The organism is Thiorhodococcus fuscus (assembly GCF_042682685.1).
GTDB classification, from domain to species: Bacteria; Pseudomonadota; Gammaproteobacteria; order Chromatiales; family Chromatiaceae; genus Imhoffiella; species Imhoffiella fuscus.
The window spans coordinates 48,157-66,964 of record NZ_JBHUHX010000039.1; the positions used below are offsets into that span (position 1 = coordinate 48,157).

Annotated in this window: 18 protein-coding genes; 11 read left to right on the forward strand and 7 right to left on the reverse strand. The window is 60.5% G+C overall.

The window, feature by feature from the left end; translation table 11 throughout:
* Window positions 1–203 precede the first annotated feature (203 nt).
* Window positions 204–821: a chemotaxis protein CheD gene (locus ACFSJC_RS13820; protein ID WP_386027551.1), complete on the forward strand. Its 618-nt coding sequence runs from the start codon at window positions 204–206 to the stop codon at window positions 819–821.
* Window positions 822–962: 141 nt separating this feature from the next.
* On the opposite strand, the gene ACFSJC_RS13825 is transcribed toward ACFSJC_RS13820, so the two are convergent.
* Both ACFSJC_RS13825 and ACFSJC_RS13830 read right to left on the reverse strand, forming a co-directional pair.
* Window positions 963–2,579: a methyl-accepting chemotaxis protein gene (locus ACFSJC_RS13825; RefSeq protein ID WP_386027553.1), complete on the reverse strand. Its 1,617-nt coding sequence runs from the start codon at window positions 2,577–2,579 to the stop codon at window positions 963–965.
* Window positions 2,580–2,739: 160 nt separating this feature from the next.
* A complete protein-coding gene (locus ACFSJC_RS13830) occupies window positions 2,740–3,345 on the reverse strand; it encodes a YfbR-like 5'-deoxynucleotidase (RefSeq protein WP_386027554.1) in 606 nt (201 codons plus the stop codon).
* A 123-nt stretch (window positions 3,346–3,468) separates the two neighbouring features.
* Here ACFSJC_RS13830 and ACFSJC_RS13835 point away from each other — a divergent pair, with 123 nt between their 5' ends.
* The 7 genes from ACFSJC_RS13835 to ACFSJC_RS13865 all read left to right on the forward strand — a co-directional run bounded on the left by ACFSJC_RS13835 (window position 3,469) and on the right by ACFSJC_RS13865 (window position 10,503).
* Window positions 3,469–5,253, forward strand: coding sequence for an AAA family ATPase (locus tag ACFSJC_RS13835; protein WP_386027555.1), 1,785 nt, complete (start codon window positions 3,469–3,471; stop codon window positions 5,251–5,253).
* A 123-nt stretch (window positions 5,254–5,376) separates the two neighbouring features.
* Complete coding sequence (locus tag ACFSJC_RS13840) at window positions 5,377–6,165, forward strand: putative metalloprotease CJM1_0395 family protein (protein ID WP_386027556.1); 789 nt, start codon at window positions 5,377–5,379, stop codon at window positions 6,163–6,165.
* A 68-nt stretch (window positions 6,166–6,233) separates the two neighbouring features.
* Window positions 6,234–6,578, forward strand: a complete 345-nt coding sequence (locus ACFSJC_RS13845) for a hypothetical protein (RefSeq protein ID WP_386027557.1) — start codon at window positions 6,234–6,236, stop codon at window positions 6,576–6,578.
* 39 nt (window positions 6,579–6,617) lie between these two features.
* Entirely contained in the window at window positions 6,618–6,983 is a 366-nt protein-coding gene (locus ACFSJC_RS13850) for a PilZ domain-containing protein (protein WP_386027558.1), read from the forward strand.
* Window positions 6,984–7,256: 273 nt separating this feature from the next.
* Window positions 7,257–8,012: a hypothetical protein gene (locus ACFSJC_RS13855; protein ID WP_386027559.1), complete on the forward strand. Its 756-nt coding sequence runs from the start codon at window positions 7,257–7,259 to the stop codon at window positions 8,010–8,012.
* 161 nt (window positions 8,013–8,173) lie between these two features.
* Window positions 8,174–9,385, forward strand: coding sequence for an HDOD domain-containing protein (locus tag ACFSJC_RS13860; RefSeq protein ID WP_386027560.1), 1,212 nt, complete (start codon window positions 8,174–8,176; stop codon window positions 9,383–9,385).
* A gap of 200 nt (window positions 9,386–9,585) precedes the next feature.
* A complete protein-coding gene (locus ACFSJC_RS13865; RefSeq protein ID WP_386027561.1) occupies window positions 9,586–10,503 on the forward strand; it encodes an HDOD domain-containing protein in 918 nt (305 codons plus the stop codon).
* A gap of 36 nt (window positions 10,504–10,539) precedes the next feature.
* Here the strand turns inward: ACFSJC_RS13865 and ACFSJC_RS13870 are convergent, their stop codons facing one another.
* The 4 genes from ACFSJC_RS13870 to motA all read right to left on the reverse strand — a co-directional run bounded on the left by ACFSJC_RS13870 (window position 10,540) and on the right by motA (window position 14,419).
* Window positions 10,540–11,310, reverse strand: coding sequence for an OmpA/MotB family protein (locus ACFSJC_RS13870; protein ID WP_386027562.1), 771 nt, complete (start codon window positions 11,308–11,310; stop codon window positions 10,540–10,542).
* Window positions 11,307–12,404, reverse strand: a complete 1,098-nt coding sequence (locus tag ACFSJC_RS13875; protein WP_386027563.1) for a hypothetical protein — start codon at window positions 12,402–12,404, stop codon at window positions 11,307–11,309. Before ACFSJC_RS13875 ends, ACFSJC_RS13870 begins: the two co-directional genes overlap by 4 nt.
* Window positions 12,405–12,627: 223 nt before the next feature.
* A complete protein-coding gene (gene motB, locus ACFSJC_RS13880; RefSeq protein ID WP_386027565.1) occupies window positions 12,628–13,506 on the reverse strand; it encodes a flagellar motor protein MotB in 879 nt (292 codons plus the stop codon).
* 61 nt (window positions 13,507–13,567) lie between these two features.
* Window positions 13,568–14,419, reverse strand: a complete 852-nt coding sequence (motA, locus tag ACFSJC_RS13885) for a flagellar motor stator protein MotA (RefSeq protein WP_386027566.1) — start codon at window positions 14,417–14,419, stop codon at window positions 13,568–13,570.
* 201 nt (window positions 14,420–14,620) lie between these two features.
* On the opposite strand from motA, the gene ACFSJC_RS13890 reads away from it, so the two are divergent.
* A complete protein-coding gene (locus ACFSJC_RS13890) occupies window positions 14,621–16,003 on the forward strand; it encodes an HDOD domain-containing protein (protein ID WP_386027567.1) in 1,383 nt (460 codons plus the stop codon).
* A 20-nt stretch (window positions 16,004–16,023) separates the two neighbouring features.
* Here ACFSJC_RS13890 and ACFSJC_RS13895 read toward each other — a convergent pair whose 3' ends face one another.
* On the reverse strand, window positions 16,024–16,308 hold the full coding sequence (locus ACFSJC_RS13895; RefSeq protein WP_386027569.1) for a late competence development ComFB family protein: 285 nt from the start codon (window positions 16,306–16,308) through the stop codon (window positions 16,024–16,026).
* Window positions 16,309–16,484: 176 nt separating this feature from the next.
* Between ACFSJC_RS13895 and ACFSJC_RS13900 the strand changes: the two genes are divergently transcribed.
* Both ACFSJC_RS13900 and ACFSJC_RS13905 read left to right on the forward strand, forming a co-directional pair.
* The gene (locus ACFSJC_RS13900) at window positions 16,485–17,033 is read left to right on the forward strand and encodes a PilZ domain-containing protein (protein WP_386027570.1); all 549 of its coding nucleotides are present in this window, start codon (window positions 16,485–16,487) and stop codon (window positions 17,031–17,033) included.
* A 90-nt stretch (window positions 17,034–17,123) separates the two neighbouring features.
* The gene (locus tag ACFSJC_RS13905; RefSeq protein WP_386027628.1) at window positions 17,124–18,503 is read left to right on the forward strand and encodes a sigma-54 interaction domain-containing protein; all 1,380 of its coding nucleotides are present in this window, start codon (window positions 17,124–17,126) and stop codon (window positions 18,501–18,503) included.
* The last annotated feature ends 305 nt before the right edge of the window (window positions 18,504–18,808 follow it).

An 18,808-nucleotide genomic window follows, 5' to 3' on the forward strand; every position in this document is an offset into this window, starting at 1 on the left:
TTGTCCCGCCTGTGCGGTTTGCTGGACCCTCGTTCGTCTCCAAGGCCGAGGATCTCGGTCGATTCTGTCGTTGTATCGCCGAATCGGCGGATCAGTCTCCATCCGCTAATCGACTCCCTGCAGGGCCTGACCACCGGGGCGCACCTGCTTCAGCTATCCATCCCGCGTTTACGTCCAAGGTGAGTGAGGGGCCTCATGTGGAAATGCAGAGCTCGTTCGCGGACGGATTGAAAGTCGAAGGAACGCGCGTTGACAAGCGTTTCCTGTATCCGGGCGAATACTATGTGACGCGTGAGCCCATGCTGATCTCGACGCTGCTCGGATCCTGTGTGTCCGTCTGTCTGTTCGACTCGGAGGCGCACGTGATGGGGATGAATCATTTTCTGCTGCCGATGCGCTCTTGGTCGGTCGATCAGCCTTTGCTGGATTCGGAGGCCGGACGCTATGGACTGTGGGCAATGGAATTGCTGGTGAACGGCATGCTTGCTTTGGGAGCTCGGCGGGGTCGGTTGCGCGCCAAGGCCTTCGGCGGCGGGAACGTCTTGGACTCACTCACCCCACCGTCGCCGGGTCGAGAGGCGATCGGAACGGCGAATGTGCACTTCGTTCGACGCTTTTTGGATCAGGATGGGATTGCGCTGGTCGCGCAGGACCTGGGCGGCGATCATGGGCGCCAGATCCATTTCTATGGCGGTGACTATGCAGTCTATCTGCGTCGTATTCCACGGGCGCAGTCGATGTCGGTTGAAGACCTGGAACGTCGCTATCTACAGCGTGCGATGCAGCTCAATAGCAAACCTGGCACGGCTGACTTTTTCTGATGCATCCCTTGATGATTCGAGGATGTCGTCGCGGCGAGCAGGTCGCTTCCGCTCAGCTTTACAGGGACCGGTCCGAACGCCGTCAGTAGTTCGGTGAGTCGAGCGCCTGCGAGGCTCCGCAGGCGCTCGACTGCGCGCGTGTCAAACCTTGAAGTGTCCAACCAGGTTCTGAAGATCCGCCGCGAGTCGCGCCAATTGCTCCGATGCCTCTGTCGTCAGTCGCGCCGACTGGGCGTTGCCTTCCGCTGCGTCCATGATGCTGGAGACGTTGCGGTTCATCTCTTCCGCCACAGCGCTCTGCTCTTCGGCCGCGCTTGCGACCTGGGTGTTGACGTCGTTGATGGTGGTCACCGCCATAGTGATGGCGTCGAGCGAACTTTCCGCTTCGATCGAGCTCTCGCGGCTCTCGACCGCGCGCTGCTGGCTGTCCTCCATCACGGAGACCGCGCGGCGGCTTGCTTGCTGCAGTCGCTCGATCATCGCATGGATCTCTTGGGTCGAGGTCTGGGTTCGGTTGGCCAAGGAGCGGACCTCGTCCGCAACCACTGCGAATCCGCGTCCAGCTTCGCCCGCGCGGGCCGCCTCAATGGCTGCATTCAGAGCCAGCAGGTTGGTCTGTTCCGCGACGCCTCTGATGACATCGAGAACCTTGCCGATTTCTTCGCTGTCGCGTCCGAGTTCGCGGATAACCTCCGCCGCGTTCTGAACCTCGTTGGCCAGCTGCTCGATGCGGTTCATGGTACCGCTGACCACGTCCTTGCCGGCCTTGGCCGCATCTTGAGCGGCATGGGTGGCCTTCGAGCCGTGTTGGGCGTTTTTGGCCACCTCTTGGGCCGTCGCGCTCATCTCGTTCATCGCAGAGGCGAGCTGGTCGACCTCGCCCCGTTGTTGGCTCACGCCAGCATTCGTGCGCTCGGTAACGTTCGCGAGGTCCTCGGCTGCGGTTGAAAGCTGGGCGGTGGAGTCGAGGATCCGCCGGATCAGATCCCGGAAGTTGTCCATCATCGCATTGAACGCGTGACAGGCGCGCCCGATCTCGTCATCCCCTTTCGTCGAGAGCCGGCGGGCCAGGTCGCCGTCGCCCGAGGCGATACCTTTCAGGCCGAGGGTCATCTCGTCCAGTGGCCGGGTGACGAAACGCTGGGTGAAATAGTAGAGCACGAGCAGTACGGGAAGGCTCAGCAGGGCGGCCATGCTGAAGATCTTGATGGCGAACATACGGACGTCCGCGTTCACGTCGTCCAGGATGATCTCCATGCTGACGGCCCCGAGCACCGAGTCGGGCGGGGGCAGGGCATGGCAGGAGGTGCAGTCCTTGCCGAGATAGTTTTTACGCGCGAACGCAGGAGCCACCGCGCGCAGAATGCTGCCGTTTTCGGTGAGTTCCAGGTAGGATTCTCCAGTCTCCAGCACCTTGCGCTCGATATCGTCTCGGGGCTTCTCGTGGCTGGTGCCCTCACCGAACTGCATGGAGACATTCTTGCCTCGAAGCACGCGTAGATCCTTGACGTTTCGGAGTTCGATGATTTGGTCGAGGAAGGCGGCGCGTTGCGAGATGGTGCCGGTGATCATCATGGTCGTGAGACCGGCGAGGGTCATCTCGTGAAGCGTGCTGGTGAATGCCTCGGCTTGATCGATCGCCGTTTGGCGCTGTTGATCGGCAGCCCACAGGATTAGAGCGGTCCACGCTGGTATCAGAATGAGCCACATGGCACCGAGCAGGCGCATCCATATGGGCAGGTCGTTGATACGTCTCATGTGTTTTCCTGGTTGTCATTGCCGCGAGCGGTTCGGCTGGGTCGTTATTCGGCCCTATTGGTTGCGTTAGGGTCGGTTTTCGGCCGCGAGCGCTTTTCAGCGATCGATCCTAGCTATTCTGGACTCATCCGATGGGTCAGCCAAGATTGAAGCGCGCGTATTATCCTTTCGGTTGCGCTCGTTCAAAGAGAAGGCGATTATCGGCGCCGATTTCTCCGCGCATCTGTGAATAGAGTTCCATTACGGGCGACCAATCCAGGTGCGAAAAGGTCTGTTGGGCCTCTTCGGTCTTCTGCCTCAGGGCCGCTTCCGATTTCTGCGCGACCAAGGCGGCATGGCGTCCGATACCTTCCTCGTGGATGAAGAGACAGCCGTCCATCAGGTCGGCGAGTTTGATGATGAACGCCAGGGCGGAGCCCTCCAGTGCGGATTTGCGCGCGGCGATCTCGGGGGCGATCTCGCGCTCGATGCGGGTGAGGGGGTCGTTGGCACCACTGATTTCGGCGATTCTTCGTTTGAGCGGGGAAGGCAGATCGCCTGTCAGTAGCTCAGGCGCATCATGGGTGAGTGCGTATTCCAACACCTGGAGACGTGTCTCGGCGGGGAGTTCGTCACCTAAGATCCGAATCATGAGTTCCCGTGCGATCATGGTGACCAAATAATGGTGCTCGGCGAGGGTCTGGCTGCGCGCGCAACGGACCGAGTGCCAGCGGGTCACGTGGCCGGATCGGGCAATGTCCTGCATATTGAGTTTCATGTCGTTCATAGTGACTCGCTGATGGATGTAGGAGCGGCTTCACGCGGTTGCGACCGACTTGATGGCCTTGTGGGCGGCGTGTAGCATTCTGCCGACATTGAATTTCTGCACGCCTAAATTGCGAATTAAATCATGCCTTTGGATCCAGAGTGTCTGGCTCGACTCAAGCTGCGTCAACCGCCGTTCGATCCGTCTCCGAGCGAGGAGTTTCTCTACAGCGATCCGCTTCTCGAAAGTCTGATCGAGACGGCAAGTCGTGCCATGACCGCTCCCGGCGCGATTGTGATCCTGGCGGGTGCGAGCGGTTCCGGGCGCAGCATCCAGCTGATGCGCCTGCTCGGCACATTGGCCGACCGTTTCGATCTCATCGCCTTCAGGGGGCGTCCGGAGATCCCGTTCGACGCCGTGGATCTCACCATCCGCAATCACCTGCGTGCCAGTGGGTTCGACGATCCTAGTCGCTCGCTGACGGATCTGCTGCGCGACCGAGGTCGTGCCGGAGACTCCATGGTACTGGCGATCGACGATGCCCATTTTCTGGGCATGGAGAGCATTCGACAGCTTTTGCGGATGCGCTCCGAAATGCTCGAGGCCAAGGGGCAGGGATTGAGACTCGTCCTGGTGGGCGATCTTGCGCTGAGTCGTGGTCGGCTGCCTTTGACCGATCCGGCGGACGAGAATCAGGTGGTTCGTCTCAATCTGCGGCCTTTCAACCTCGAACAGGCTGGTGCCTATCTGCGTCATCGGCTACGTGTGGCGGGGATCGACGATCCCGAGACATTTCTCACCTCGGGTGACATCGCAGTGCTGCAAACCAACAGCAAGGGCATGCCCGCTGCGCTCAACGAAAACGCCAATGTCTGGTTGATGCGCCGCTGTCGCAGCGTCGGTGGGGGCAAGCAGTCGGTTGTCGGCAAGCTTGGCGGTCTGGTGACTCAGTCAGGCGCTGCCGCGTCTCCTAAACGTGAAGCTCGGAGGTCTGGTGAGCCTTCTGATGCCGAGTCTGAATCTTTGCTGTTGCCCCCAGAAGCTCTCTTGGACTTGGATGAAGATGTGTTCGAGCCGAGCGACCCTCAGTTGTCGGATTTTCTGCGACAGGAGGACCGTCGCGCCGACAGCTCCGACTTCGAGCAGGTCTTGCGACACGTCCGCAATCATGAATTGACCCAGAAGCGTCTTGCGGTCGAATCCGAGTCTACAGCGTCGATCGCTCCTCACCCCGAGCCTTCCGCACGATCGGAGCCTTACTGGAACCGGCGCTGGTTCATTCCCGCCGTCGTTACCGCTGTACTCTTGGCTATCGTCGGTCCCGTCGCCTTCCAGCTCTTCGATGATCGAAGCGTCGATCCGCTCTTGCGGAGCTCGGAGCCGTCTCCGGACAAGGTTCCGGCCGTGACGAGTCCGCCGCCTCAATCGGAGACGACCGACGGCACTCAGTCCACTGGAGCGGAAGGCGAGGGTGGGACGGGGCTGTCTCAAGAAACCGACGCTGGCCCAGCATCGCCAGCCGAGGAGGTTGTATCCGAGATGCCCGTGCCGGAATCGGGTCGTCCGGAGAGGAGCGAGGTGCCGGACGGTTCAGTGGACGCCGCCGAGCCGCCCCAGGAGATTGCGGAGCCGGCGGCTCCCTTGACCCCGCTCGATGAGGATCTGGCATGGCTGCGGCGCCAGGATCCCAGTCGTCTCACGATCCAGTTGGTCGCTGCACGGGATCTGAAAACGGCGCGTGAATTCGTTCGTCGCCATGAATTGAGTGGAGCCCACTATGTGCAGACGCGTTCCTTCGTGATCGCCGTGGTGGGCAGCTTTCCGAACCGCTCGGCCGCTAAACAAATGTTGTCGGAATTGCCCGAGGGCGCGCGTTCGTCCGGTCCCTGGATTCGCAGCATCGGCTCGGTGCTCGAATCTCGGGAATAGGCGTTCGGCTGACTTTTCTGCGTGTGATGCGCTTTGCAAGCCACTGTAATAGTAAGCGAATTCGAAAAAACTGATCGCTGCGTTCGGCTATACTGACATGCGGGAACAACGAGGAACGCACTCGTGGAAATTCGCTCCGCCGTCATTGCGCCGCTTCATGCCGCCTTTCATCCAGTCTCCTTAGGGCTGGATTCGGCGCGGGCGGATGCTTTGCGCTCGGAGGAGCCGATCGGGTCTGCGGAGACGACCTTCGCTCCGGTTGGAGCCGAATCCGGCGCGAGGGCGCTGTCCGAGGGGCAGGGCTCGGAGAGTTTGGGATCAGAGGGTTCCGGTTCGGAGGATTCCGACTCGACTCGGGCAGTGCAGGATCTGTCCGAGGAGGAGCTACAGGAGGTCCAGCTTCTACAGGCACGCGATTCCGAGGTGCGGGCTCATGAACAGGCCCATATTGCGGCGGGCGGCGCCTATGTCACGGGGTCCGCGAGCTACAGCTTTCAAACCGGACCGGATGGGCGGCAGTATGCGATTGGCGGTGAGGTCGGCATCGATACGTCTATGTCGTCGGATGCGGCCGCGAATCTCCAGAAGGCTCGCACACTGATTCGCGCGGCACTTGCGCCCGCCGAGCCTTCCGGGCAGGATCTGAGCGTCGCCGCATCCGCTCGGGCCATGGAGGCCGACGCGATGAGCGACCTTCAGCAGGAGCGTCTGGAGGAGCAGAATCAAGTGGCGGAGGGTCGGGTAGCCGACGCCGAATCCCGCATCCAAAACGGTGAATGGGGGGGCGGCGATCAGGCGAAGTCCGCCGATGAGGATTCGTCCGATCCGGATGCTTTGCGCAAGGGGCTTGAGGCGCGTATCTCCGCGCTCTTCGCTGGGCCTCAAGGGGACGGGTTAAGCCAGTTCGCCTGATCGATCGCGTTCGCTAATGGGCGCTCAGTCGCGCGCTCAAGTTCTCAGCATGCTGGCCGTTACCTTGAATGTCTTCCAATGAGGAACTGGCCATGATGCTTGCCTCTGCTAGATCAGAAGTGGCTCCCGAATCGATCCCGAGCGTCCAAAGTCTCGCCTTTACCCCGAATCTGTCCGTCGGATTTATGCCTGCCTTCCGTCATCAAGGCAGTGGCGAGGTGCGCCTGTGTCAGTTTTCTGACGGCTCTATTTCCACAGTTCATTTGATTGATTTCCTGCCGGAAGATTGGGTGATGGAACGGGACTCCGAGGGGCGACCCTTGGCGTTGGTCGGTGCGATCGAAGCCGGCTTTCTTCGCGGCGCAGATTTCTGGAGCCTTGGGGATCTGCTGCATCCAAGGCTTGATGGTTGATGGCCATGCGTCAGAGACGTCTGCGATGGGCTCGCATGGATGGCGAATCGATTGGCGTTGATGCGCCAGAGTGGCCGCTCGCCCTATGCGTTAGCCCGCATTCGCATCACATTGGAGGGGCTTGTGTCGGACCGACGTATTTATCCCCGGCTGCCGCTTGCAGTCGAGGTCGAGCTGTATGGTTGCGGCGAGCTACCGGCTGTTGTTCGAACCGAGGATCTCAGCAATGGAGGCGCTTTTCTCGTGCTTGAGGGAGTTGATTTGCCACCCATGGGAAGCCGTGTTCAGGTCAGGGTCGTTGGGCCGCTCGGTGGTGGGGAGCCAGCGCCATTGGTCGATGCCCTCGTCGTGCGCCATGCTCCGGATGGCGTCGCGGTGCAATTCATCGACAAACCGGTAGCCTGATGCGTTTGGCGTTCAGGCGCGATTCGAGGTGCAATCATGTCCATGTCGTCTGTTTCACATTTTTCCTTTGCGAGCCTGTCACGCTCGGTCTCGAGTCTGAATCTGATCAATGGGCAGTCCTCTTCCGCTTCTTCACGAAACTCGGTCGCAAGCACGGGATCCCCCGAGGGAAGCGATCTGCGTGCCGAGATTAAGAACCGCTTGGAGCAGGATCCGGATTATCAGATTTTGCGTAAGGTCTTCGCGCTGGAAACCAAGATCCATGGTTCGAGGATGGCTGAATCTTTGCGTCACTCATCGGCAGCGTCCGAGTCTTCCTCTTCCGCAGAGCAATTTTCGGAACTCCGTCTTTCCAAGGACGCCGAGTTGCGCAATGCGGTGGAGCTGACCTTCGAGCGCGAATTCGAGTCTCAGAATCGGTTGACGATCTCGACCGATGCGGGGGTGGGCGGCTGGTCCATCCAAACCGAGAGTTTCCAGCAGGCGTCGGTTCGGCTGGATGTCAGTATCGGGGGCTTCACTGGCGTTCGGGTGGGAGATCCCCTGGTTCTGGACCTTTCGGGGGAGGGCATCACGACTACGGGGGTCGAGTCGGGCGTTCGGTTCGACCTTGATGGGGATGGCTCGGAGGATCGGACGAGTTTCGCCACTGGTGGTAGCTGGTTCCTAGCGCTCGATCGCAATGGGAATGGCCGTATCGACGACGGACACGAACTCTTCGGCGATCAGAACGGCGCCGCGCATGGGTTCGCCGAGTTGGCGCGATACGACGACAACGCCGATGGCGTGATCGATGCGTCGGACAAGGTATTCTCCGAATTGCGGCTCACGCAGGTCAACGAGAAGGGCGAGCAGGTCGTCAAGACGCTTGCGGAGGCGGATGTGACTGCCTTGGATCTCGGATATCAGAATACCCGCAAGGCGCTGAATCTCTATGACACGGTCGCGCAGGTCGGGCAATTTCACCGCTCGGATGGCTCGACGGGCGAGACAGCGGATGTGCTTCTCGGATATAGCGACATCGCCTGATCCCGTTTGGATGCCGCGTTTGCGCTGCTTCTAGAGGTGGTCCAACGCGCCTTGATGCCTTTGGTTCCGGGTGAAATGGTGGCGATTTGCTCCAGCGGTTCGGAAGTCGATCCTGCTAGACTAGGGGGGGATAGTTGCCTTGCCTTTCCAGGAATCGATTCATGCAGCAGACATTCGAAGTTCCGTCGCTCCTGGCTCAGATCGAGCTCACGCAGGATCTTGCCGAAGAGGCCCTGAATGCGCTGAGCGCGCAGTGCTGGTTCGGTGAACTTGGACCCAAGAAGAGGATTCGTTCCGTCGATGTTCGCGCGCATCGGTTGTTCCTGGTCGATGGCAATATGGTTCGGGTTTACGACGGAGTTACCGAGCGCCTGCAGAGTTTTCACGGGCTGAGCGACCCCATCGATTTGTTTCCCGAGGCGCGGGACGAGGGCGACTGCGTCATCACGGAGACGGCCTGCAAATTGCTTAGAATTCCCGTGGCGGCCTTGGAGGCAGCGCTGTCTAACAGCACGCAAGTCGACGACATCGATTTGGATCCGACCGAGGCGGCCTTTCTGGCCGAGCTCTATCAGCTCATCACCGACAATCGTCTCGAATTGCCAGCGCGGCCCGAGGTTGCGCTCAAGATCCAGGAGCTCACCTCCGATCCCGACGCTGGCATCGACGAACTCACCGAAATCATCCAGCACGATGGCACCATTGCCGGTGCCTTGCTGCATGCGACCAACAGTCCGCTGTTTCGTGCGGCCAAGGAAATTCTTTCGGTACGGGACGCCGTCCTTCGGCTGGGGTTCCGCAACACTCGGATGCTCACGACCAATCTGGCCTTGCGTCAGGCCTTCAAGGCCAAACACACGGCAACCAGAGATGCTATGGCGCGGGTCTGGTCCGATGGCGTTCTCTGTTCGGCCTACAGTTATCTCATCTCCGATGTGCTGAAGGTCCAGCACCGCGAGCGTGCGCTTTTGGCTGGACTGGTTGCAGGAATCGGCGCGGTCCCCATCATTCAGTTCATCGAGATGCGTGATGCCGATCCCGATCCGAATCTCATTGAGTCGCTGGTCTATAAGTTGTCGAGCATTACCGGAGTTTTGGTCATCAACTACTGGGGACTTGGCGAGGATCTGGTGAAAGTGGCTGAGGAGTCGTCAAACTGGGGTTACGAGGCGGAGGAGCCCGATTACGCGAGTATTGGCCTCGTTGCGAAATGGGCCATGCTGCAGAGCGAGGGCAGACCGCATCCAGATGCGGCCGAAGTGCCTGCTTTCAGAACCTTGGGGCTTCCACCTCCGGAGCCGGGCGAGCCGATCGCTGCCTTGGCTGACAGTGGGGAAACGTTGGAATCATTGAAGTCGATGTTCAATCTGTAGACTTTGGGAGATGCAGATTAATAGCGGGTCCCGCATCCGATCGGCTCGTGACTCGAAGAATCCGCTTTCCGAGTCGCGCAAGGGAACTGAATTATTTGGCGTTCTCTCTAGAATCCGTAGATTCATGCTCAACTATGGGTTAGGGTTTAATTCTTGAGGCACGTCTTTCGATGCATGTCGGTCCTACCGCATGTCCCGAGATGATCCTCGAATCTTTCTGGTCGTGGGAGTCTGCGCGCGTGTCATCACTGACCCTCGATAGCCTCGTTCGAAAGGCTGGTCGTCTGCTTGCCATTCCGCGAGTGGTGGGCGAGATACTGCGACTACTGAACGATGCGAACAGCCGGCAGGCGGATATTGCCGCCCTTTTGGCGCAGGATCCCGCGCTTGTCGCAATCGTGCTTCGTCTTGCCAATAGTCCCGCCTTTGCGCCCGCACGGACGGTGGATTCGGTCGACCGAGCCATCATGCTGTTGGGGCGCGATCATCTGCGGCGGTTGGTCGTCGCGGGGGCGGTGACACAGGCGTCCGAGCGTCTGCCGATGCAGAGCTTGCTGCCGCTGGAGGTTTTCTGGCGACACTCGTCATACTGCGCCGTCATTGCGCGGTTGCTGGCGGAGCGTAAGTCGCCCGATCTCGTGGGGACGGTCTTTCTCGGCGGTTTGCTGCATGACCTGGGGCAGCTCGTGCTTTTCTCGCAGGCCCCGGAAGAGGCGCATGCGGCCTTCCTGAGGAGCTTGGAGCATCCCGATGCGTTGAGCCCGGAGGCGGCCGAGCGGGAAGAGTTGGGTTTCGATCACGCTCAGTTGGGCGCCGCGCTTGCCGAGCGGTGGGGACTTCCGGACGTGTTGTGCGCCTGCCTTGGTTACCACCATGCCCCATTGCAGGCACCGGAGGCGTTTCGAGTTCCGGTCGGCTTCGTGCACCTAGCGAATTCGGCCTCGCACCTGGCCGAACTCGATTCCCGGGATTGGCAGGATGCGCCGCCGACCGAGCCTGCAGTGCTGAAGTCGCTCGATATCGACTCTGACCTCATCTTGGAGCTGCTCAATGAGGCCCAGTATCAGGTTCTGGCCGTTGAGGCGCTGCGCAATCCCAGGCTCTCTGACGACGGCTGACGGCCGTTGGCATCCCGTTCGTGGAACGCGTTCGTTCTATTGAAGTCTCTTCGCTCGCTGTTCGGCTGCTGGTGTCGGCGATGCGGGCGTCTTATCGCTCAAACTGACCGGTTCGAGCAGTTTCGCCTCGAAATTCGTCAGTACGCTGAATTCGACCCGTCTCGATGCCTTGGGATCTTCTCGTCCTTCGCCGTCTCGGACTGGGCGGGAAGATGACATGCCGACGGCTGCCACGCGGGTGCGGAACCAGTCCTGATCCCTCACGCCATTGAGTCCGTAGGCGAAGCGTAAGACCGACTGGGTGCGTTGTTGGCTCAATTCCATGTTCAAAAAATAGGCGTCCAGGGGGCTGCTGTCCGCGCTCCATTCGCTGGATGTGTGGCCCTCAATGCGAATCTCACGGATGACGCCCTTGAAGGGGGTCAACTCGGCGACATAGCGTGGGAGGAAGTCGCGCAGGATCGCCTCGAATTCCGGCTTGATCCTTGACGAGCTGCGATCGAAGAGCACATCGGGTTCGCGGAACCTAAGCGTGAGCGTGGGTTCCACCAGTTCGGCATTCCAGCGCTGCAGGTCGTCCCTGAATTCATCGTCCAAGGCTTGGAAGATGGCGTGCCTGTATTCGGCGGCGGTCGTGCGAACCTCGGTCTCCACCGAATGGATGCGTTCGACCTTGGCCATATGGAGCACGGCCAGGAAGAGAAAAATCATCATCAGGGTCGCCATCAGATCCGACACCACCAGCCAGTGGCTGTCGTCGTCGATCGTAGAGGGCTGCGCCGCAGGGCGTGGGATTGCGATCTTCATGCCCGCGCCCTCCCGACCAGATCAAGATGCGGTTCAGTGTGATGGCGCGCCTCCCCAGACAACTGGTTGAGCCGTTGTTGGGCGTTCAGCGCGGTGAGCACGGCACCCTCGATGCTTTCGAGCATCGTTTTGAGTCGCGTGTCGATGGCTGGGAATGCCTCCTGGGCGCGCTCGCGCAGGTCGGCGATGCTGCCGAGCACGCTTTCCAACTCGAGGGTCTCGCGTCTCAGCCCCTGCATAGCGCTTTCCTGATCGGCCATGTGGCTGGAGATCTGGCGGGCCTGCTGGGTCAATGCCTGGAGGCTGGATTCTGACTGGGCGACGCCTTCGGTGGCGCGATCTAGCTGGCGTCCGAGCGCGTCCATATGGTCCTTGTATTGATCCTGCCAGATCAGGAGTTTCTCGACCGCGCCGTCGAGCCTGCGGAAATTCTCGCCGAACTGTTCGCCTAGGTTGGCGTTGAAGTCGTGGATCACGGATTCGAGGGCGGCGATGAGTTGCCGTGATCCGAGTTCGCTCAGTTGTGTCGCGAAATCCGAGAATGCGGCGAGCTGTTCGCGATGATGGCGCTCCAGGGTTTCGACGAGTCGTTCGTCGAGCAGTCCTATACGCTCGACGACCTGTTGGCTGGATATGAGCTGTGCCTCGGCCAGTTGGCTCTGCTGCTGAAGAAGGCCTAGCAGCTGATTTGGCACCTCCGTTTCCGAGTTTTCAGACGCGTTCCGCTGACTCGCGGCGCGATCATCGCGGCGTAGCGAGAGGATGAGGCGTAAAGAGGCCGAAAGCAGGATGCCGATGATGCTGGTGGTGAAGGCCAGCTTGAGGCCGTTCAGCAGGAGCGGAATGCTGTATTCGATGCGCGAGGAATCGAAGTCCAGCAGTCCGATGGCGATCCCCAGAAAGGTGCCGAGTATACCGATGGTGGTCAGCAGCGTCGGCGTGCTCTGGTAGAAGGCGACGGCACGCCGTCGCGCGATGGCGGCGAGTGCGGCGACGAAGAGACTGGCCATGACCAGCGTGAACAGACCGGTGACGGTCGTCGAGTCCATGCGCTCGAGTGTGTTGACTATGCCGAAGGCGATCGATTCGAACATGCTGTACCTTCCATCCGTCTGAGTCGGGTGCTGATGGCGCGCGGGACAGCGACTCTCCACGCGATCCGGGGCGTTTGAGCGAGTAGATGCAGGATCGAGGCCAAGCGGTGGAAGGGCCGGTGAGGCGGGGGTGATACGCCGTGCTTCGATTCAGGATGTCAAAATGTCGACTTCTGGTGCGGAGGTCGGTTCAGGCTCGGCGGGGGGGGGGCGTGGCAGGCGATCAATGCTCGATCAGCGTTTGGATCGGTGTGCTCGGTTCCGACTGAATGGCTTCGTCGGCCTTCTTGTTCATGACGATGATGCTGATGCGGCGATTGATTGGGTTGTTGGGGTCGTTCTTGTCGAATGGGACTGTCGAGGCGAAGCCGACGATCCGGGCGACCCGGTCCTCACGCATGCCGCCCTCAATCAGCGCTCGGCGGGCGGCGTTCGCCCGCTCGGTGGAGAGTTCCCAGTTGCTGTAGTTGCCGCTGAGCGGGCGCGCGTCCGTATGGCCGGTGATGCTGATGCGGTTGGGCACCTCATTGATGATGGAGCCGAGTTCCTTGAGGATCTCCTTCGTGTAGTCTTTCAGTTGGGCGCTGCCGAGGTCGAACATGGTTCGGTTTTCCTTGTCGACGATCTGGATGCGCAACCCTTCGGGCATGATGTCGATCAATAGCTGGTCCTTGTAGGGGGCCAGGGTCTGACTCTTGTTCAGCGCCTCCTCCAGCACCTTGCGTAGAGATTCCAGTCGCTCTCGGTCCAGCTCCTCGGCCATTTCGTCGATCTGATCCGGTGTCTGCATGGACTGGCTCTCCGGCCCCATATCGACCGCGCCCTCGAAATCGATGATGGAGGGTTTCGAGCCCGTTCCCTCTCCGACCGCCTGAGAGGGCGAGGTGGCTACGCCATCAAAGGCCGAGGGATTGTTGAAATATTTCGAGATGGCGGCCTTCTGTTCCTTTGTGGTGGAACCCAGAATCCACAGCAGCATGAAGAAGGCCATCATGGCGGTGGCGAAATCGGCAAAGGCGATCTTCCAGGCGCCGCCGTGGTGGCCGGCATGCTTGAAGACCTTTTTGACGATGATGGGCTGCTTGTTGGTATCGATGGGCACGCGGGGGTGCTCCCGTTACGGCGATTGCCGGAAAAGCTCATGCCGGATTGGCAGAAATCCCCTAAGTGCCGCGTAGCTGCTGCTCAAGTTCGTTGAAGCTCGGTCTGAGGTCGGGTGGCATGGTCTTGCGGCCGAATTCGACCGCCACCTGCGGGCTGTAGCCCTGAACGTTGGCGAGAATGCAGGCCTTGATGCACGCGAGGAAGCTCGTTTCCTGAGTGGCGAATTCTTCCATCATGCTGGCGATCGGGCTGACGAATCCATAGGCAACGAGGATGCCGGTGAGGGTTCCGACCAGGGCGGCGGCGACCAGGTTCCCGAGTTCTGACATGGGGCCACCGAGTGCGGCCATGGTGTGGACGATGCCGAGCACCGCCGCCACGATCCCGAAGGCGGGCAGGCCGTCGCCGACTCGCTGGATCGCTTGCGCCGGTTTCTCGGCATCGTGATGATGGGTCGCCAGTTCGACCTCCATGAGATTGTCGAGCTCGAAGGGGTTCATGTTGCCGCTGACGACCAGTCGCATGTAGTCCGAGATGAATTCGCAGGCATGATGATTGCTGAGTAGCCTTGGATACTTCTGGAACAAGGGGCTGCTGGACGGCTCTTCGATATCGGACTCGATGCCCATCAGTCCTTCCTTGCGCGCCTTCGAGAACAGGGCGTACATGAAGCCCATGGCGTCCATATAGTCGGCCTTCTTGTACTTCGACCCGGTGAACAGCATGGGGATGGATTTGAGCGACTTGATGACGACGCTCATGGGATTGGCGATGATGAATCCACCGAAGGCCGCGCCCAGAATGATGACGAGTTCGAATGGTTGCCAGAGGGCGGCGATATGGCCGCCGGCCATGCTGAATCCACCGAGGACTGAGGCGAAGACGATGATGGCGCCAAGGATCAGGTTCACGCGACGGAATCCTCTTGGACGATGTTTGGCGTTGGCGCGGTCCGCTTGAGAGACGGCCTGGCAGCGGAAGATAATAATGAATTCGTGCCGTTCGTGCTTGGTCATCCATCGGGCGGAGCGGATCGATAGACCGGCGATCAGTCATGAGGGGAGGCCCCGAGCGTGCTTTCGAGCTGGTTGAGCAGGGTGACGGCGGATGCCATGCCCGAAGAACTTCCTGTTTTGGCGCGGACACGGCGTCTTCTCCCTCTGGTGCTGGAAGACGAGCTAGCCCCGAGACGCAAGGTCGCTATGGCGCTTATGGTGGATCCGGGCCTGGCCCTGAGGGTGCTGCAGTGCGCGAACGCCATCCCTCATCGTCATTTCGGTGCCGAAGTCTCTATGCTGGAGGACGCCACACACATGCTGGGAAGCCGGCGGCTTCTCGATATCGCGACCGAGGCGAGCGTGGCGGACGAGGTGCTCGACGCCAATCGCTTGGAACACTACCGGCGTAGCGCCGGGCGAGCCGTGCTGGCGGCCCTTCTGGCCCAGGATTGGGCGCAGATCGATCGCGACCGGTTTCCCTCCGAGGTGAGCTTGGCCGCCTTACTGAACAATCTGGGCGAACTCTATCTGCTCGCGCATGGCGACGCCCGAATGGGGCGCTATTTGGAGATGGTCGAAGTGCTGCACATCTTTCCGCACGAGGCCGAGTACATGTCTCTTGGGGAGAGTCTCGAAGAGCTGGGTCATGTGCTGGCGGTGCGCTGGGGGTTGCCTGAGATGGTTCGGGAGGCGATGCGGGCTCGCAATGCCCAACACCTGAGGACGCTCTGTGTGATGTTGGCGACCCAGACGGCGCGTTATGCCTTCGCCGGGTGGCGGCATCCCGCGCAGTTCACCGATTTGCGCCTGGCCTCCGAGATGCTGGATATGGACATCGCATCCCTGATCCAGCGGGTCAATCATGTGGTGGAGCGCTTCAATAAAATCGGAGCGCACTATGGCGTTCCCGCAGTCTTGCGCTTGCCCCTCACTACCGAGGACGTTTTGATATCCGGTGCCAGGCTCGCCGAGCCGGGCAATGTCTGTCTGGCCCCGAGACGCGACGACTATCAGGCTGCCGAGCGGTTGCTGCGAGCGGCGGAATCGGCGGAGCGAGAATCTCTTTTGAAGGCGCTGTTGCGCGGATTGCACCGGGGGCTCGGGTTGAACCGGGTGGTGTTCGCGAGCTATTCGGCACGCGCCAACATCTGTAGGTCCGAGTATCTGGTCGGGACGGATTTCGAGCCGGCCTTCAACCGTTTCAGTCTGTCGCTCGCCGAGGCTGGCTGTCTGGGATTTCTGATGGAGCGTCGCGCGTCATTATGGTTGAGCGACGAGAATGCGGCTGAGCTTCTGCCACGTCTGCCGGCGCGGCTGTTGGAGCTGATTGGCGTCGAACGCTTCTTCGTCATGTCGCTTTGGGCCGGAGGACGTCCGATCGGCATGATTTATGCTGATCGCCGCACCGCCGATTGTCAGCTCGATGCGGCGGCCTTCGATGCTTTCCAGCGTCTGGTGGAGCTGGCGGGGCTGGCCTTGGAACGGCAGTCGGCGTAATCGCCGGAGGCTTCCGAGTGTCAGGAGAGACCCAGATCGCGGTCTTCGCTGCGGCGTTGAATGATCGTTCGCGCCTTTTCGACCGCCTCGGTGACCTGTCGATGCATCTGATCGCGCTCCTCGTCGCTGAGGTGAGAGGCCAGGTCGATCGAGTGTCTGATATAGCGTGGTGGTAGATTGTTGAGTGCAACGCAGGCGAGGTCCTCGATATAGGCCGCTTCGTCGGACGCCTTGTCCGCTTCGATAGTCTCTCGAATGCACTCCATGACGAGTCGCTCGTAATAGTTGCCGATGTTGGATGGCATCTGCGTACCTGTTCGGTTGGATGGTGTCGTGGTATTGAATCAGGGTGATGCCCTTTGGATCCGGGCCGTAGGAACCGATCTTAGCAAGTGTGGCCCTCTCGGTGTGAATCCCTTTCCCCTTGACCCTGAAGCGGTTAGGATCCTCCGGGCATAGTCTGCTTGGGCGTGGTGGCTGCATGAGGAAAGAGATCTGGCGCGATGTGCTTGGTGACGACCTCTCGGTGACCCTGGAGCTTGCGGTCGGCCCGAGCGAGCGCCCGATCACCGCAGGCGACGCGGCGGTGCGTCTGTTCGACGCGATTGCCATGCTTGAAGAGGGAGCGCAGGTCCGTTCCAAGGAAGATCCTCCGGCGCCGGAGCTGCAACGGCTGGAAACCAAGATAGATCTTCTGACCGATCTGGTTTCATCTCTGCTCGCCGATCGGATTCCGCAGGGCTCTGTCGTGACCGTGAGCGCCGATGGGGTGGTCATTTCCGCGTGCGTGCTGCCATCGAACTGCGATCGTATCGAGGTCTATCCCAGTCGTTGGCTTGCTCAGCCGGTGGTACTGGAACTGGGGCCGATTGCGCTGCGGGATGGGGCGTGCGGCGCGAGCTGGCGTTGTCGGGATCCGGGTCTGCGCGATGCGATCGGGCGGTGGGTCTTTCGCATGCATCGACGTGAAGTGGCTCGACGGCGAATGCGCGACGCCCCGCGCCATGATGTGTCGCGACGTGGTACCTAATGCCGTGTTTGACGGCTCCTATCAATCATTATTCGTTCAATCATCAAGGATTGCGTACGCCCTTATGGGCTTGGGGAATCGGTACAGGTGTTGAGAATTGGTCTGCACGGTCAGGCGTCGGCGCGCATCGCGACCGCTTGCATCCTGGAATTCCTCGGTTGCGAGGTCTGCGAGGTGAAGGATCCGGGTGAGATTCCGTCGGGTCTTTCGGCGCTATGGCTGTGCGATACGCCGTCCGTGTTGGCGCGATCGCTGGACGCATTGCAGGATGCTCTCCCCGCGCCGCTGGTCTGTCAGCCCACGGAGGATCCTGGGCAGGAGGAGGCGACTCTGCGGCGACGAGCCTTCGTCGTCACCTCGCCCCTAACGCCCGGCCAGGTCATTCAGGTCTTGCAGCGGTTGCAATGCGGGGTCGGGCTCGACGCCGTGGCGGATGTCGGATTGGTCGGTCGTCATGTGACCATGCTCAACGTCAAGCGTCTCATCGCGCAGGTCGCCAACACGGATGCCACGGTTTTGATCCTCGGCGAAACCGGGTCGGGCAAGGAGGTGGTCGCTCGTGCGATCCATGCAGCCTCGAATCGCTCGGGCAAACCCTTCGTTGCGGTCAATTGCGGGGCCATCCCTCCAGATTTGCTGGAGAGCGAGCTGTTCGGGCATGAGAAAGGCGCCTTTACCGGCGCGTTCACTGCCCGTGCCGGACGTTTCGAGCTGGCCGACGACGGTGTTCTCTTTCTGGATGAGATCGGGGACATGCCTTTGCCGATGCAGGTCAAGCTGCTGCGCGTGCTGCAGGAGCGAACCTTCGAACGGGTTGGCTCGAATAAGCCGCTACAGACCAACGCGCGCATCATTTCGGCGACCCATCGCAATCTGGAAGAGGCGGTGGACGCTGGGAGTTTTCGGCAAGATCTTTTTTTTCGCCTGAACGTGTTTCCGGTCGATCTTCCTTCGCTTAGGGAGCGTCGCAGCGATATTCCACTGCTGATCGCGACGCTGGAGCGGCGTCTGAAAGAGCAGGGCGCAACTCCGGCCAATCTTACCCCGGCCGTGATCGCCCATCTCGAATCGCTCTCCTGGCCAGGAAATATCCGCGAACTGGCCAATTTGCTCGAACAGTTGTCCATCATGTATCCGGATCAGTTAGTCGATCTCGCTCAGCTGCCGTCGAAATTTCGGCCCTCTCAGCTGGATCCCCTGTTGGAGCCTCTTGAGTCGCCGCCCGCTGTCGGTTCGCATGAAAAGGCCGTGCTCGGCGGCACGGTGACGGGTTTGCCGCCTGAGGGGACCGAGTTGCGCGAATATATGAATGAGCTGGAGCGTCAGATGATCGTTATTGCCCTCACCGAGAACGATTTCGTGGTCGCGCGTGCGGCACGACGTCTGGGGATGCGGCGGACGACGCTGGTCGAGCGGATGAGGAAGTTCGGCCTTGAACGCGACGCCCGTGATGCGACACAAGATCTCTGATCGCGACGGTTCAGGCGGAGCCTAAGCGTCAATATATTGTCCCTCCGAATCGGTCGGTCGTAGCGTTTGTCGCTCACGCCCCTTTGCCGGCCGATCGTTGTTCGCGATTCTCTCAGCCCTTCGAATCACTCTCTCCATCGCTTGAGCTGCGAAAGCCCTGTGTTCCGGTCCTCGCGTTTCGACGTTGGCGTTTCGCTGTCCTTCCGGTTCGATCTGCGCGTTACCCGTTTGTTTTTGGATGGCTCTGAATTTGCATGGGAGGGGCATCGTTCCCATCGTGCCGACGACTGACTGGCGTTTGGGAC